At 71.6% G+C, this 14,293-nt stretch carries 15 protein-coding genes; 7 read left to right on the forward strand and 8 right to left on the reverse strand.

Translation table 11 applies throughout. The features are described from left to right. Window positions 1–137: 137 nt before the first annotated feature. From PSH25_RS27355 to PSH25_RS27370, 4 genes are read left to right on the forward strand one after another with little or no spacing between them, the layout of a single operon-like run. The gene (locus PSH25_RS27355; protein ID WP_238661773.1) at window positions 138–1,358 is read left to right on the forward strand and encodes an ABC transporter substrate-binding protein; all 1,221 of its coding nucleotides are present in this window, start codon (window positions 138–140) and stop codon (window positions 1,356–1,358) included. Further along, on the forward strand, window positions 1,355–2,467 hold the full coding sequence (locus tag PSH25_RS27360) for an ABC transporter ATP-binding protein (protein WP_238661774.1): 1,113 nt from the start codon (window positions 1,355–1,357) through the stop codon (window positions 2,465–2,467). Before PSH25_RS27355 ends, PSH25_RS27360 begins: the two co-directional genes overlap by 4 nt. Next, the gene (locus tag PSH25_RS27365; protein ID WP_238661775.1) at window positions 2,464–3,363 is read left to right on the forward strand and encodes an ABC transporter permease; all 900 of its coding nucleotides are present in this window, start codon (window positions 2,464–2,466) and stop codon (window positions 3,361–3,363) included. The genes PSH25_RS27360 and PSH25_RS27365 overlap by 4 nt, the downstream gene beginning before the upstream one ends. Next, a complete protein-coding gene (locus PSH25_RS27370) occupies window positions 3,363–4,253 on the forward strand; it encodes an ABC transporter permease (RefSeq protein WP_238661776.1) in 891 nt (296 codons plus the stop codon). Before PSH25_RS27365 ends, PSH25_RS27370 begins: the two co-directional genes overlap by 1 nt. Before the next feature lie 26 nt (window positions 4,254–4,279). Here the strand turns inward: PSH25_RS27370 and PSH25_RS27375 are convergent, their stop codons facing one another. From PSH25_RS27375 to PSH25_RS27395, 5 genes are all read right to left on the reverse strand, one after another. After that, window positions 4,280–5,863: a gluconokinase gene (locus tag PSH25_RS27375; RefSeq protein WP_238661777.1), complete on the reverse strand. Its 1,584-nt coding sequence runs from the start codon at window positions 5,861–5,863 to the stop codon at window positions 4,280–4,282. A gap of 804 nt (window positions 5,864–6,667) precedes the next feature. Beyond that, window positions 6,668–6,853: a DUF397 domain-containing protein gene (locus PSH25_RS27380; RefSeq protein ID WP_238661778.1), complete on the reverse strand. Its 186-nt coding sequence runs from the start codon at window positions 6,851–6,853 to the stop codon at window positions 6,668–6,670. 254 nt (window positions 6,854–7,107) lie between these two features. After that, complete coding sequence (locus PSH25_RS27385) at window positions 7,108–7,821, reverse strand: hypothetical protein (protein ID WP_238661779.1); 714 nt, start codon at window positions 7,819–7,821, stop codon at window positions 7,108–7,110. 106 nt (window positions 7,822–7,927) lie between these two features. Beyond that, window positions 7,928–8,590 carry a response regulator gene (locus PSH25_RS27390; RefSeq protein WP_238661780.1) on the reverse strand — a complete coding sequence of 221 codons (663 nt, stop codon included), beginning with the start codon at window positions 8,588–8,590 and terminating at the stop codon, window positions 7,928–7,930. Between the two features lie 25 nt (window positions 8,591–8,615). Further along, on the reverse strand, window positions 8,616–9,746 hold the full coding sequence (locus PSH25_RS27395; RefSeq protein ID WP_238661781.1) for a sensor histidine kinase: 1,131 nt from the start codon (window positions 9,744–9,746) through the stop codon (window positions 8,616–8,618). A gap of 144 nt (window positions 9,747–9,890) precedes the next feature. On the opposite strand from PSH25_RS27395, the gene PSH25_RS27400 reads away from it, so the two are divergent. From PSH25_RS27400 to PSH25_RS27410, 3 genes are read left to right on the forward strand one after another with little or no spacing between them, the layout of a single operon-like run. After that, on the forward strand, window positions 9,891–10,880 hold the full coding sequence (locus tag PSH25_RS27400) for a carboxymuconolactone decarboxylase family protein (protein WP_238661782.1): 990 nt from the start codon (window positions 9,891–9,893) through the stop codon (window positions 10,878–10,880). Window positions 10,881–10,890: 10 nt separating this feature from the next. After that, complete coding sequence (locus tag PSH25_RS27405) at window positions 10,891–11,343, forward strand: DUF6220 domain-containing protein (RefSeq protein WP_238661783.1); 453 nt, start codon at window positions 10,891–10,893, stop codon at window positions 11,341–11,343. Beyond that, window positions 11,340–11,585, forward strand: a complete 246-nt coding sequence (locus PSH25_RS27410) for a hypothetical protein (RefSeq protein WP_238661784.1) — start codon at window positions 11,340–11,342, stop codon at window positions 11,583–11,585. Before PSH25_RS27405 ends, PSH25_RS27410 begins: the two co-directional genes overlap by 4 nt. 7 nt (window positions 11,586–11,592) lie before the next feature. Here the strand turns inward: PSH25_RS27410 and PSH25_RS27415 are convergent, their stop codons facing one another. The 3 genes from PSH25_RS27415 to PSH25_RS27425 all read right to left on the reverse strand — a co-directional run. Beyond that, window positions 11,593–12,204, reverse strand: a complete 612-nt coding sequence (locus tag PSH25_RS27415; RefSeq protein ID WP_238661785.1) for a dihydrofolate reductase family protein — start codon at window positions 12,202–12,204, stop codon at window positions 11,593–11,595. A gap of 16 nt (window positions 12,205–12,220) precedes the next feature. Beyond that, window positions 12,221–12,787, reverse strand: a complete 567-nt coding sequence (locus PSH25_RS27420; protein WP_238661786.1) for a hypothetical protein — start codon at window positions 12,785–12,787, stop codon at window positions 12,221–12,223. Between the two features lie 17 nt (window positions 12,788–12,804). Further along, window positions 12,805–14,293: S9 family peptidase (locus tag PSH25_RS27425; RefSeq protein WP_238661787.1), on the reverse strand; the 1,489-nt coding region annotated here is incomplete at its 5' end.

Here is a 14,293-nt window from a genome sequence, read left to right on the forward strand (position 1 = left end):
GAATACTCGGCAATGCCCCCGCAACAATCCGGCCGCCCGATCGCATTCGCGCGAGGCAATACATGGCAACCCATTGCCACCGCCGTGCACCGGCTGTCTCAATCACCAGGGATGACACCTGGCGGAGGGAACGGCTCATGGGTATGACGCGGCGCGGCGCTCTCCTGGTCACGGCATCGTCGCTCCTGGTGGGCGCGGTCGGGTGCGGGGCGCCCGAGGCTCCCGGTGACACCACGGGCGACACCACCGGCGAGGTGCCACAGCGTCCCGGCAAGGCGGTCACGCTCAACGTCCTCGACGTGGCGGGCAACCTGCAGCTGACCCAGGGCATGATCGACGAGTTCGTGTCGAAGAACCCCGGCGTGATCTCCCGGGTGACCTACTCGAAGGCACCGGCGCCCGAGCTGGCCGGAAAGATCAAGGCCCAGCAGGGGGCGGACCGGGTGGACATCGGCCTCGTGCTGACCGGCGTCGACGGCCTGGCCGCCGGGATCGAGCAGGGGCTCTGGATCGACGTGTTGCCCACCTTCCAGGACCGCCTCGGCGGAATGGGCAACTACCTGGAGCCGGCCGCCGCGATGCAGAAGCTGGCCGGCAACGCGGGCGTCACCGTCACCTACTACCCGTCCGGTCCGCTGCTCGAATATCTGCCGTCCCGCCTCGCGACGCCGCCCACCAGTGCCGACGCGCTGCTCGCCTGGGCCAGAGCCAACCCCAGGAAGTTCCAGTACGCCCGCCCGGCCAACTCCGGCCCGGGCCGGACCTTCCTGATGGGCCTGCCCTACATCCTCGGCGACTCGAACCCCAAGGACCCCACCGCCGGATGGGACAAGACGTGGGCCTTCCTCAAGGAGTTGGGCCAGTACGTCGACTACTACCCGTCCGGCACCACCGAGACGATGAAGAACCTGGCCAACGGCACCGCGCACCTGATCGTCAGCACGACCGGTTGGGACATCAACCCGCGGGTGCTCGGCACGGTGCCCAAGGAGGCCAGGATCACCCCGATCGACGGCTTCCACTGGGTCACCGACGCGCACTACGCCGTCATGCCCAAGGGCGTGTCGACCGACACCCAGGCCGCGGTGCTGGCCCTGCTGGCGTTCATGCTCACTCCCGAGCAGCAGGCGAAGGCGTACGACGAGGGCTACTTCTACCCGGGCCCGGCGATCAAGGAGGTCCAGCTCTCCTCGGCGCCGCAGAAGAGTCAGGACGCGATCCGGGAGTTCGGTCGCCCCGAGTACGACGCGCTGATCGCCGGTAACCCGACCGAGGTCCCGCTCGACGCGAAGAGCCTGGTGGCGGCGTTCAGCCGCTGGGACCGCGAGATCGGCGGCGGGAAGGTCAAGCAGGGATGAGCGCCTTCTCCCAGCTACGGCTGGACGGGGTGTCCCGCCGGTTCGGCGGCCAGGCCGCGCTCACCGAGCTGGACCTGACGATCGAGGCGGGGGAGTTCATCGCCCTGCTCGGCCCGTCCGGCTGCGGCAAGTCGACGGCGTTGAACTGCCTGGCCGGGCTGCTGCCGTTGACGGCGGGGAGCATCTGGCAGGACGAGCGCCGCATCGACACGCTGCCACCGGAGCGGCGCGGCTTCGGCATGGTGTTCCAGAGCTACGCCCTCTTCCCGCACCTCACCGTCCGGGCGAACATCGCCTTCGGGCTGCGGATGCGGCGGCTGCCCAAGGAGGAGACCCGCCGGCGCACGGAGGAGGCGGTGCGGCTGGTGCGACTGGAGGACCACGTCGACAAGCTGCCCGGCCAGCTCTCGGGCGGCCAGCAGCAGCGCGTCGCCATCGCCCGCGCCGTCGTGTTCGAGCCGTCCCTGGTGTTGATGGACGAGCCGTTGAGCAACCTCGACGCCAAGCTGCGCCTGGAGATGCGGACCGAGATCCGCAGGCTGCACCAGTCGCTGGGCCTCACCACCGTCTACGTGACCCACGACCAGGAGGAGGCGCTCTCCCTGGCCGACCGGCTGGTGGTGCTGCGGGAGGGGCGGGTGCAGCAGATCGGCTCCCCGCGCGAGCTGCACACCCGGCCGGCGAACTGGCACGTCGCCGACTTCATGGGCTACCGCAACCTGTGGCGCGGGCAGGTGGAGCAGGTGGACGGCGCCCGGGCCACCGTGGAGTCGTCCGGCCACCGCCTGCTCGGCGAGGTGGTGGGGAGCCTCCAGACCCGGGCGGACGCGGTGGTCGCGGTACGCCCCGAGGACATCCGTGTCGACGGACCCGGCGAGACCCGCAACGCCATGTCGGCGACCGTCGAGGTGGTGGAGTACCAGGGCCGCGAGTTGGCGGCCGAGGCCCGCACCGACACCGGGCTGGTGCTGCACCTGCGGACCGAGCAGCGGATCGCAGCGGGCGACCAGGTCAAGCTCGCCGTCGACCCGCAGCGGCTGCTCGTCTATCCCGCCGACGCGTCGGCGGCGACCGACCGCCAACCGGACGCCTCGGGGGCGGCGCGGTGAGCGGCGCCGGGCCCGGAAGGCCGCTGGCGCACTGGCGGCACCGGCTCGCCGAGCGGGGCGTCGACCGTCAGCTCTGGTTGCTGGTCCCGGCCCTGGTCTTCGTCATCGCCCTGTTCCTCTACCCGTTCTTCTACGGGCTGACGCTCTCGTTCCAGCCGACCAGAGGTGGGCCGTTCAGCGACTACGCCCGGTTCTTCTCCGACTCCTACGAACGCGGCACGATCTGGATCACGCTGCGGATCGCGTTGCCCGCCGCGCTCCTGAACGTCCTCGCCGCGGTGCCGATCGCCTACCGGATGCGCGGCCGGTTCCGGGGCAAGCGGCTGGTCACCACGCTGCTGGTCGTGCCGATCACGCTCGGCACGGTCCTCACCGCACAGGGGTTGCTGAACTTCCTCGGCCCGACCGGCTGGTTCAACCGGATCCTGCTGGCCAGCAACCTCGTCGACGAGCCGGTGCGGCTGACCCACAACTACTGGGGTGTGTTCTTCTCGCTGGTGATCACCGGTTTTCCGTTCGCGTTCCTGCTGGTGCTCTCGTACCTGTCCGGCATCGACCCGACCCTGGAACGGGCGGCCGCGACGCTCGGCGCGGACTGGCGTCGCCGCTTCACCCGGATCACCCTGCCGCTGCTGATGCCCGGTCTCGCCACCACCTTCTGCCTGACGTTCGTGCTGGCGTTCAGCGTGTTCCCGTCGGCGGTGCTGGTCGGCAACCCGGCCGGTGAGACCCGGGTCATCTCCCTGGCCGCCTACCAGGCGGCGTACGAGCAGTACGACTACCCGTACGCGTCGGCGATCGCCATGATCATGGGCTTCGTCGAGCTGGTCATCATCGCGGTGGTGCTGGCCGCTCGTAGCCGTTTCTACACCGGCTCCACCGGAGGCAAGGGCTGATGGCAACGACCACGCACGCGCCACCGGCGCGGCCCCCCGCCACCACCACCGACCGGCGACGGCGCATCGCCGCGCGCCCGGCCGCCTGGGTCGTGTGGGGCGTCGTCATCTTCTTCTTCCTCAACCTGCTGGGCGTGGTGGCGTCCGTGCTGGTCAGCTCGTTCGGCCGGCGGTGGTTCGACACCTGGCTCCCGGACGGCTACACCACCAGCTGGTACGCGCGGGCCTGGGACGAGTTCGCGCTCCTGCAGGTCATCGTCGTGACACTGGAGGTCTCGGTCCTCGTCGTGGGCCTCTCGCTGGTGATCGGCGTGCCGGCTGCCTACGCCCTCGCGCGGCGCTCGTTCCCGGGCAAACGGCTGATCTTCCTCGTGTTCCTGCTGCCCATCCTGATGCCCCCGATCACGTACGGCATCCCGCTGGCGACTGTCCTCTACAAGTTCGGCCTGGCCGGGCACATGTCCGGGGTGGTGCTCGCCAACCTCGTACCGTCGGTGCCCTTCGTCATCCTGACCATGACCCCGTTCATCGAGCAGATCGACCCGCGGATCGAGAGCGCGGCGCGGATGTGCGGCGCGGGCCTGCGGACGGTGTTCCTCCGGGTCCTCACGCCGCTGCTCGTGCCGGGCATCCTCGCCTCCGCGATCCTCGTGCTGGTGCGGACCGTGGGCATGTTCGAGCTGACCTTCCTGACCGCGGGGCCCGACTCGCAGACCCTGGTGGTGGCGCTCTACTACTCGATGTCCGCGTCCGGGATCAGGGCCCAGCAGTCGGTCGACGCCATGGCGGTCATCTACACCTCGATGATGCTGGTCCTGCTCGTCGTCGCGCTGCGCTACGTCAACCCGACCCAGCTCGTGGCGCAGGTCAAGGACGAGCCGGAGCACTGAGGCCGACGCTGCCTCGACCGTCCCGGTCACCCGCGCATGACGCCGCGCGGCAGCGCGTCGGCCCGCCGCTCGATGCGCGGGCCGGCTGCCACCTCGTCGAGGATCTCACCCAGCCGGCCCGCGACCGTGATGAGAGCGGGCAGTTTCGTCCGCAGGCCGCGGTACGCCGCGGCGAGGGCAGGGTCGACCGTGATCGGCTCGGTGCGGGCACCCTCGGGGTCGAGCTGGGCGACGGCCCCGGGGAGATCGGGGGCCAGGCCGATCGCGAAGAGCCCGAGCGCGGCCGCGCCGAGGGCGACGTCGTCGGCCGCACCCGACGCCCGCACCGGGCAATCCAGAACCGCGGCCATCACCGCACGCCACAGCGGAGATCGGAACGCGCCGCCGGCCAGGCGAACGCTGCTGACCGGTGTCAGCTCGGCGAGGCGGTCACGGACGCCGCCGAGCTGGAGGCAGACACCCTCCACGGCGGCCCGCACCAGGTGACCGCGAGAGTGCTCGCTGCGCAACCCCAGGTACGCACCCGGCGGGCCAGATTCTCCCTCCTCGGCCCGGTCGGCCAGCAGATAGGGCAGCATCACCAGTCCGTCGCTTCCCGGGGCGACCCGTTCGGCGAGAGCCAGGAGTTCGGGCGCGGCGAGCTGGTCATCGGACGCCGGGCGAAGGCCGGGTTCGAGCGCCCTACCGGTCCACCGCACAACGTTGCCGCCGTTGTTCACCGTCTCGCCGATCACCCAGGCGTCCTCGGTCAGCGCAGCGCAGGAGAAGGTCTCCGCCGGGTCGACGAGCGGCGCCGCGACCACCGTCCGCAGGGCCCCGGTGGCCGCGAGCGTCAGACCGGCGACGGTGCTGTCGATCGCCGCCATGCCCAGGCTGCTCGACGGACCGTCACCCGCGCCCACGACGACAGGTGTGCCGGACGGCAGGCCGACCGCCTGCCCGGCCGCCGAGGAGAGCCGCAACACGCCCGTCGTGGGCAGGACCGGGGGCAGTTGGCTGCCGGACACCCCGACGAGGTCGAGTACGCCCGCGCTCCACACCCGACGATGGACGTCGAACATGCCGGTGCCGGACGCCGACGACAGCTCGGTCACCAACGTCCCGGTCAGCCGATGGACCAGGTAGTCCTTCAGGCCGATCCACCACCGTGTCACGCTGCAGAGGTACGGCTCGTGGCGGGCGAACCACATGAGTTTGCAGAGCGGGCTTCCCGGGTGCACGGGTGTGCCGGTAACCCGGTGCAGCTCCCGGCTCTGGCCGGAAACCCGCAGGTCGCGGGCCACCTCCGCGGATCGCGTGTCACGCCCGGTCAGCAGCGGCGTCACCGGGCTGAGTGTCGTGTCCAGCCCGATCACGCCGTACCTGGGGGAGCTGACCGCGAGGGCGACGACCTCCGCCCCAGCGGTGTCGGCGACACACGCGGACACCGCCGCCAGGGTGGCCGCTACCAGCACGTCGGGGTCCTGTACCTGCCAGCCGGGCAGCGGTTGGAGCAGCGGGTACGCCCGCGTCCGGACGTGTCGGGCGGCGCCGTCCAGCGCGAACGCGCCCGCCCGCACGGCGGTGGTGCCCACGTCGACCCCGAGGATGAAACGACGCTCCGGCCCCATGAGCACATGGTCGAGCGGTGTTTGACGGGTGGGCAAGCGGTTGCGCGCAGTTGTCCTGTCGTGTGGCGCACGAAAACCGGCACCCCCACGTACCACCGGGCCGCGTTCTGTCTGTGACGCGACCTGAGAGGCCATTCGCGATGGCGTCGTGCTACATCGGTCGGGTACTCTGACTAAGCCCCGCCGCCGGTTGCCACCGGCCGTGGGGCGCAGAGCCTGGCTTCCTGTATTTGCTTAATTCTGGAAGCTGGGAGCCTTGAGGGGGCGTCGCCGACGGACGCCTGCCTAAATTACTTTGCAGCAGATCTGACGCTAATCAGACCGATACGTGGGTGCCTCTGAAGGCACTCGGCCACACCTGAGATCTTGCCCAGTCGGTGCAGGACCTCAGCTTCACCAGTCATTGCGTACTGGTCGAGCTGAGACCTGCGCGCCTCACTCGACCAGAGTGAGGAGACATGAGTCGTGGGGCTCACCGATCCAGGGCTCTGGGTATTGGTTCCTGGGATTTCGACTGCCGTCTTGGCATTGACTGGCCTGTGGCGCGTCAAAATCAAAGCGGACCGTGATCGAGCGCTGGCTGAGATGGCGCTGCGCGACTCTACGCCCGACCAGAGAGCGGTCATCCTTGGCGGTCTGGCCGGGCTACGTCCGTTCAGTCCTCAGGCGTCGGATGGGCCGGTGCCAGATGACGACCCCCTGTTACCAGCGCGGCTGCCCAGGAGACGCCGATCCCGACAAGTCGACGGACATTTGCGGTAGCCGGGTGTGGTGACCGTCAGTGACCGCACCCGGCACCCTTGCTCAGGCGTCGAACTTGCCTGCCTTGGTCCCCTGGACGAAGTTAACCCATTGACCCGCGCTGAACGCTAGCGCCGGTCCCTGCCGGTCCTTGGAGTCCCGGACCATGACTGTCGGGGTTGGCGTGGCAACCTCGACGCAGTTCCCCTCGTTGCTGCGGGTGCTCGTCTTCCAGTTGAGCGTGGTCATGTTAGTTCCTCTGCGATCGATGCCATGAGTTTGCGAGACTGCGCTTCGGTCAGCGCCGGGTTCTCCATGATGTCCCACGCCTCTCCGTACGTTGCGACCTCGGCGGGCTTATCGAGCTAGAGCGCACCTGTGAGGCTGTCGGAGTAGATAAGCGACGGCTCGGCTCCCCCCTCGAATTCGAGGATCGTGAACGTGCCGCTGGTCATGTTGCCCCGGTGTAGACCCCCGGCTAATGGAAAAGCGCCCGAGGGCGCTCAGACCAGGAACTCCTCCCGCATCCGCGCGCCCAGGTTGATCCCACCCACCGCCCGTGGACCGGCCGGATCGTGCACCGCGACGGTGTTGTTGCGACGCATCAGCTCACGGACCGCGGGCGGCAGTCGCGGCGGGTCGTCCATGGCCGCGAGAACCTTCCCGGCACTGACGATCAGTCGATCGGCCAGGGTGGCGGCGTCGGTGTCCACCCGCACCCGGCCGTACTCCCAGCCGGACGTGGTGAGGTCGAGCACCTCGAACATGCGGGTCACCAGCGGGTTCGGGTCGATCACCCGGTCGAGCCGGGGCGCCCGGTTGCCGACCACCGTGATAGCGGCGGCCACCTGCGCGTACGGGTGGAAGCCGCACGGCAACGCGAACAGCGGCCAGCGCAGGGCCGGGCCGGCCTCCTTCCACAGCGGCCGGTAGTTGCGGCGGTGCACGAGCAGTCGCCGGCCCGTCCGTCGGTGGATCTCCTGGGCCTGGGCCCGAAGGTCCACGTGGGCCTCGTCGGCGACCTGACTCACGATCCGGGTCGCCACCACCAGGCCGTCGTCGCTGTCGAGCGAACCGGTGAGCGCCTCGACCTGCTCTGTGAACCGGATCCGCGCGTGGGGGCCGTACCGGGACTGGACGTCGTGCAGCAGCGCCTGCTGGCGTCCCGGGTCGAGCTGGACCTTCCTACCGCCCAGCAATCGACGGAGCCAACGCATGTCGCCTCGATTCAGCAGAGCCGTCGCGGACGGCGGCAATGCTAGTGCGTCGGCCCAGCCTCATGTTCCCAAGGGGGTTGATCGACTGTGCTCTCGGCGACCGCGATCACCGTCGACGCGGCGTGATCAGCCCCGACTCGTACGCCCACACGACCAACTGGGCCCGGTCGCGGCAGTGCAGCTTCGTCATGGCCCGGTTGACGTGTGTCTTGGCGGTCAGCGGACTGATCACCATGCGCGCGGCGATCTCGTCGTTGGTCAGCCCGCGGGCGACCAGCTCGACGATCTCCTGCTCCCGGGCGGTCAGCACGTCGCGTCCGGCCGTCGGCACGGCCGGCGGTGGGCCGGCAACGAACTCACTGATCAGCGTGCGGGTGACGGTCGGCGCGAGCAGCGCGTCACCGCGCGCGACGACGGCGACGGCGTGCAGCAGGTCGGCGGGGTCGGCGTCCTTGAGGAGGAAGCCGCTGGCGCCCGCGCGGAGGGCGGCGAAGACGTACGAGTCGAGCCCGTAGTTGGTGAGGATGAGAACGCGGATCGCGGCGAGGTCGGGATCCGCGGCGATGCGCCGGGTGGCCTCGATGCCGTCGAGGCCCGGCATCTGCACATCCATCAGGACGACGTCCGGGCGCAGACACCGTGCCAGGTGGACGGCCGACGTGCCGTCAGTCGCCTCGCCGACGACCTCCAGGTGGTCCTCGGCGTCGAGCAGTGCCCGGAAGCCGGCTCGCATCAGCGCCTGGTCGTCGGCGAGCAGCACCCGGATCATCCCGTCCCCTCCCCGCGGCGGGCGGTCATCGCGGGCCGTCCAGCGGGAAGGTGGCCCGTACGGTGAACCCGTGGTCGTCGTGCGCGGCGGTCCGCAGCGTGCCGCCCAGGGCGCTGACCCGCTCCCGCATGCCGCGCAGGCCCACGCCGGGGGTCAGGGGCTCAGCCGGCGACGCCTGTCCGTCGTCGGTGACCGCGACGGTCAGCTCCGCCGGGGCGTACCGCACCTGGACGTGTGCGGTCGCGGGGCCGGCGTGGCGGGCCACGTTGGTGAGCGCTTCCTGGATGACCCGGTACCCGGCCTGGTCGACCTCGTCGGGCAGGTCCCAGCGCTGACCGGTGACGGTCACCTGCACCGGTACGCCGACCGCCCGGGTCCGCTCGGCCAGCTCGTCCACCCGGGCCAGCCCGACCCGATCGACGTCGGTGGGCGCGCGTAGGACGTCGAGGGTGGTGCGGAGTTCCCGCATCGCGGCGCCGCTGGCCTCCTGGATCGCCAACAGCGTGGCCGACGGCTCCTCGCCGTGCTTGCGGGCCAGGTGCACGGCGATCCCCGCCTGCACCTTGATCAGCGAGATGCTGTGGGTCAGGGAGTCGTGCAGGTCGCGGGCGATGCGCAGGCGTTCCTCCCCGGCGCGCCGCAACGCCATCTCCTCGCGGGTGCGTTCGGCCTCGATCGCCCGCTGCTCGACCTGCTCCAGGTACGCCCGGCGCTGCCGCGCGACGAGCCCGGCGACGTTGGCCGCCACGAACCAGCCGAGCAGCAGGGCCGTCCGCTCGGCGACCAGCTGGCCTGGTCGACCGGCCGGCGCCATCGAGATGTCGCGGGCCAGGAAGCTACCGAGGAAGGCGAGGCTGGCCACGGCGGCGGCCCACCGGTGTCCCTGCCAGGCGCTGACGTAGACCGCGCAGAGGACGGGGAACGCGGCGGACACCCCGGGGTGCACCCGGACGTGAACGGCCAGCATGGCGACGGTGACCACGCCCAGCGCCACCACCGGGTGACGCCGGCACGCCGCCAGGGCCACCACCGTGGCCAGGACCAGGGCGACGTCGAGCACCTCGACCGGCGCGGCGTCCGGGGTGAGCAGGGCGTTGCCGAGCAGGAGGACGCCGAGGGCGAGACCGCCGAGGGCGTACGGGAGGTCGCGGCGCATGGTCGCACTGTAGAGCGGCCGTCGTCAGTGGAGCATCCCGCGCGCGTGGTACCTGCGGCGTACCACGGACGCGGTATGAGCGGCGGGGCAAGTGTCTGCGGCGGCACGACGCTTTCCCGGCCCGCCGGAACAAGCATCGAGCCCATGACATACCGCTTCTTCACCCCCACGCCGACGAGGGCGGCCACCGGCCGCACCGCGGCGGTCTACCAACAGTTGCGCGACGACTTTCTCGGGCCGTTGCCGACCTTCCAGGCGCTCTCGGCCGTGCCGGAGGTGCTGGCCGCGACCTGGGCGCTGATGCGGGAGGCGCTGCTCGCCGGGGACGCGCCCCGGGTCGACCGCGAACTCGTCGCGGCCGCGGTGTCCCGGGCCAACCGCTGCCAGTTCTGCGTCGACGCCCACGTGCTGCTGCTGCACGCGCTGGGCGAACCGAAGCTGGCCGAGGCCGTCGCCCGGGGCGAGATGCCCCCCGAGCCGCGGCACGCCCAGCTCGTCGACTGGGCACAGGCGAGCCGCAGCCCCAGAGCCGCCGACTGGACCAGCCCGCACCGTCCGGAGATCACCGGCACCCTGCTCGCCTTCCACTTCATCAACCGGGTCGTCTCGGCGTTGCTCGACCCCGATCTGCTCCCCGGTGGCCTGCAACGCTCCCCACTGGTGCGCTCGGTCGGGGGGCGGCTCTACACCAGGGCGGCCCGGGAGCCGAAGGAGCCCGGCCGGAGCCTCCCGCTCCTCGACGCCGACGCGACGGCGGCACCGGCCTGGGCGGGGGACAGCCCGGTGGGCGTCGCCTACGCGTCGTTGGTGGACGCCGCCAACCGGGGTGGGGACCTGCTGGGCGACGTGGCGCGCCAGACCGTCACGGCCACCGTGCGCTGGGAGGACGGGCGGTTCCCGGCCCGGCCCGCGGACTGGGCCGTCGACCTGGTCCGGGACGTACCGGGCAGGGACCGCATCGGGACCCGGATCGCGTTGCTGGCGGCGTTCGCGCCCAGCGCGATCAGCCCGGGCGACGTCGCTCTCTGGCGGCTCTCCCACCCCGCCGACGCCGACCTCGTGCGGCTGGTCGCGTACGGGGCGATCACGGCCACCGATCATGTCGCCCGGGCCCTCGCCTCGGCGCACCTCTAGGAGGTAACCCATGCGCAAGGCATTCGTCATCATCAGCGCGGTGTTGCTCGTCGCGTTCGCCCTGCAGTTCGTCTTCGCCGCCGTGGGCGGGTTCACGAGGCCCGCCGGCGACGACGCGTACGCGCTGCACAGCGTCAACGGCATGGCGGTCATCCCGGTGCTCACCCTGCTCACCGCCCTGTTCGCCGCGCTGGCGAAGGCGCCGGGGAAGCTCATCGGGCTGGCGGTCCTGCCGATCGGCCTCGTCGTCCTCCAGCCGCTGATCGCCATGCTCGCCGAGGCGTTCACCGACGCGTCGGGTGTCAGCACCCCGCTCGGCCTGACCATCGGTGGGTTGCACGCGCTCAACGGAATCATCGCGGTGCACGTCGTGGTCGGCGTACACCGGGCGGCGCGGCAGCTTGCCGTCCCGGTGCCGGCCGGCGCGGCTCGGGTGGTCACCCGGGAAGGAGAGCCGGCATGACCACCGGGTCACTGCTTGCGGCCGACCTCGTGATCGCGGTCCTCGCGGCCGCCGCCTGGTTGGGTGGTGGCGCCGCGGCCGCCGCCCGGCTCGCCACGCAGTCCCCCGCCGCGCCAGCCGAACGCGACGACACCGACCGGGTGACCGCACGACTGCGGGCCGAACTCGGGCCGGAACGCTTCGACGCGCTGCTCGCCGAGGGCGCGCAGCTGAGCCCGGGCGAGGCCCGGGCCCAGCTCTGACCGGTGCTCAGGGGGTCACCTTCGGCTGGTACGAGGCGATGATCACGCCGCTCTTGTGCACCCGGGTGTCGACCAGGTCGAACGACGCCTTGACGTCGGTCAGCGGCGCGGTGAGGCTGGGGCCGCCCTCCAGCACCGGGTGGATCCAGAACCGGACCTCGTCCACCAGGCCCGCCCGGATCAGCTGGGCGGTGACCGAACCGAAGCCGTACTGGATGATGTTCTTGCCCTCCTGGGCCTTGAGCGCGGTGACCGCCTCGACCAGATCGCCCTGGAGCACCTCCGTGTTGTTCCAGGTGGGGTTGGTCAGGGTGGTCGAGGCGACGTACTTCTTGACGTTGTTGAAGTACGCGGCGCCGGTGGTCGGGTCGCTCTCGTCCATGTTCGGCCAGGCGGCGGACATGCCGTCGTAGGTGGCCCGGCCCATCAGCATCGCGTCGGCCTCCTCGGTCTGCGCCCCGGCGAAGCCGGCGGCCTCCTCGTCGAAGTACGGAGCGGTCCACATCGGGTTGTCGATGACGCCGTCGAGGGTGATGTAGGTCGAGTTGACGAGCTTGCGCATCGGGATCTCCTGGGTGTCTGTCGTGCTCTCCGGTGACACCCAGAACTCTGCCGGCACCCGCTTACGATTCGCTTCAGATGCCCTTACCCAGGCCGTCGGCCGGGCCCGGGGCCTGGTCGGTCAACGGGATCGGCAACGCCTGCGGGGTCACCGTGCCGGCGCCGGTCGAGTGTGCCGGGGCGGGGCGGTCACCGACGCGGCTGTGCAGACGCCCGCGCCCGGCCGGCCCGGCCCGCCGGGTCACCTCGACGGTCACCATCCGCACCGGCGGTGGCGGCACGGTGAAACGCCCGACACCCCACCGCACCCAGATCGGGATCCGGCCGGCGTCCGCCTCCGCGCGCAACTTCTGCACCGTACGGGCCCGGTCGGTGTGGTCGACCTCCACCACCACGGGCGGGCCGTCGGGACGGGCGCACGCCACGTCGAGCACGGAGTGCCGCTCCTGGAGTGGCGGTGGCAACGGCAGCACGCTGGGCGCGCGCCGGTAGACCCGCCAGCCCTGGGCCTCGGCCCACCGCACCACCGCGTCGATCACCCGCGCGGTGACCTCGTCGGTGTCCAGGTCGACGAATGTCACCTCGGCCAGCCAGCGACCCAGGTCCGCGGCCAACCGCTCGCCCTGCGCCGCGACCTCCACCGCCGCAGGATAACGCCTCAGCCGACGACGGTCGCGGTCGCGGCGAGGTGCCGGGTCAACCAGTCGGTGGTGGCCGTCCGGGCCGCCTCGGCGTTGGCCCGTGCCAGGAAGTCGTGCCCCTCCCCGGCGAGCACCAGGTGACCGTGCGGCATACCCCGGGCGGCGAGGGCCTGGGCTACCTGCACGGACTCGCCCGCCGGCACGTTTGTGTCGTTGGCGCCGTGGATCAGCAGCACCGGCACGTCCAGCCGGTCGATATGGGTCAGCGGGGAGAGGTCGCGCAGCAGGTCGGCGTCGCGCTGCGGGTCGCCGTACTTGCTGACGGCGGCGGCGGCGATCCACGGCTCGGTGCCGGCGAAGAAGGTCCGGAAGTCGGAGATGCCGCACTCGGCGACGCCGGCGGCGAACAGTCCCGGGAAGTTCACCAGCACCGCGAGGACCAGGTAACCGCCGTAGGAGCGGCCCAGACAGCCGAGCTGACCGGGCCGGGCGATGCCGGCGTCGACGAGGTGGTCGGCGCAGGCCGCCACGTCGGCGATCGCGCCGTACCGACCGGCGAGGTTGTCGGCGGCGACGAACGAGCGGCCGAACCCGGAAGAACCCCGGACGTTGGGCGCGAAGACCGCGACGCCCTGCGCCACGAGGGCCTGGAACAGTGGGTTGTAGCCGGGACGCTCCTGCGCCTCCGGGCCACCGTGCAGGCTGATCGCGGTGGGCCAGGGGCCCGGCCCGGCCGGGCGGTAGAGCCAGCCGGACAGCGGCAGCCCGTCGCGGGCGCGCAGGTCGACAAGTTGCGGCGCGACACCCGCATCGTCCGCACGCGGGGCGCCGGTGTCCGGCCGCAGCGGGCGCGGCGCCCCGGTCGACGGGTCGACAAGCCACACCTCCCGAGGCTGCACCGGCCCCTGGGCGGTGAGGCAGAGCAGGCCGCCGTCGGCGGCGAAGACGGCGTCGCCGAGCACCTCGCCGGGGGCGGTGACGGTCCGCTGCACACCGGTGGTGAAGTCGATCAGGCTCAGCTCGCTGCGCCCGCCGTAGGTGTTCCACAGCAGCGCGCCGCGGTGCCCGTCCGCGCTGGGCGTGACGTGTTCCAGCTCGGCGTCCGGTCGCCCGGCGAGCCGGGTCGGGGTTTGCTGCGGTCGGGTCAGGTCGACCCGCACCAGCGCGGCGAGTTCGGAGTACGCGTCGGTGCGGGCCAGCACGCTCGTGCCGTCCGGGCCGAACCAACCCTGGTCGGTGCTGCCCCGCCCGGTGTCCGGGAACAGTCGCCGCCGCTCGCCGGTCGCCACGTCGAGCAGCTCCAGCCACCGGGCGTTGCGCGGGCCGCGACGCAGCAGCGCCACCCCGGCGTCGGGGGTCACGTCCAGGAGGGTGAGCAGGTCACCCTGGGCGAGCACCCGCCGGTGCCCGGTGGCCGCGTCGACCAGGAGGGCCTGCCCGTGCTCGTCGGTCTCGGTGACCGCCATCGACGCGCCGTCGGGCAGCCAGCCGGCCAGCGCGGCGCTG

The sequence above is a fragment of the Micromonospora foliorum genome, from assembly GCF_022229015.1.
In the GTDB taxonomy this organism is placed as follows: domain Bacteria; phylum Actinomycetota; class Actinomycetes; order Mycobacteriales; family Micromonosporaceae; genus Micromonospora; species Micromonospora foliorum.

Bases quoted from the DNA above. Each gene is read 5' to 3' on its own strand.
- PSH25_RS27395 (WP_238661781.1), bottom strand. From the start codon at position 9,746: ATGCGCCGCGACCTCCCGTACGCCCTCGGCGGTCTCGCCCTCGGCGTC.
- PSH25_RS27390 (WP_238661780.1), bottom strand. From the start codon at position 8,590: ATGATCCGGGTGCTGCTCGCCGACGACCAGGCGCTGATGCGAGCCGGC.
- PSH25_RS27385 (WP_238661779.1), bottom strand. From the start codon at position 7,821: ATGCGTTGGCTCCGTCGATTGCTGGGCGGTAGGAAGGTCCAGCTCGAC.
- PSH25_RS27400 (WP_238661782.1), top strand. From the start codon at position 9,891: ATGACATACCGCTTCTTCACCCCCACGCCGACGAGGGCGGCCACCGGC.
- PSH25_RS27360 (WP_238661774.1), top strand. From the start codon at position 1,355: ATGAGCGCCTTCTCCCAGCTACGGCTGGACGGGGTGTCCCGCCGGTTC.
- PSH25_RS27375 (WP_238661777.1), bottom strand. From the start codon at position 5,863: ATGGGGCCGGAGCGTCGTTTCATCCTCGGGGTCGACGTGGGCACCACC.
- PSH25_RS27410 (WP_238661784.1), top strand. From the start codon at position 11,340: ATGACCACCGGGTCACTGCTTGCGGCCGACCTCGTGATCGCGGTCCTC.
- PSH25_RS27370 (WP_238661776.1), top strand. From the start codon at position 3,363: ATGGCAACGACCACGCACGCGCCACCGGCGCGGCCCCCCGCCACCACC.
- PSH25_RS27405 (WP_238661783.1), top strand. From the start codon at position 10,891: ATGCGCAAGGCATTCGTCATCATCAGCGCGGTGTTGCTCGTCGCGTTC.
- PSH25_RS27380 (WP_238661778.1), bottom strand. From the start codon at position 6,853: ATGACCACGCTCAACTGGAAGACGAGCACCCGCAGCAACGAGGGGAAC.
- PSH25_RS27355 (WP_238661773.1), top strand. From the start codon at position 138: ATGGGTATGACGCGGCGCGGCGCTCTCCTGGTCACGGCATCGTCGCTC.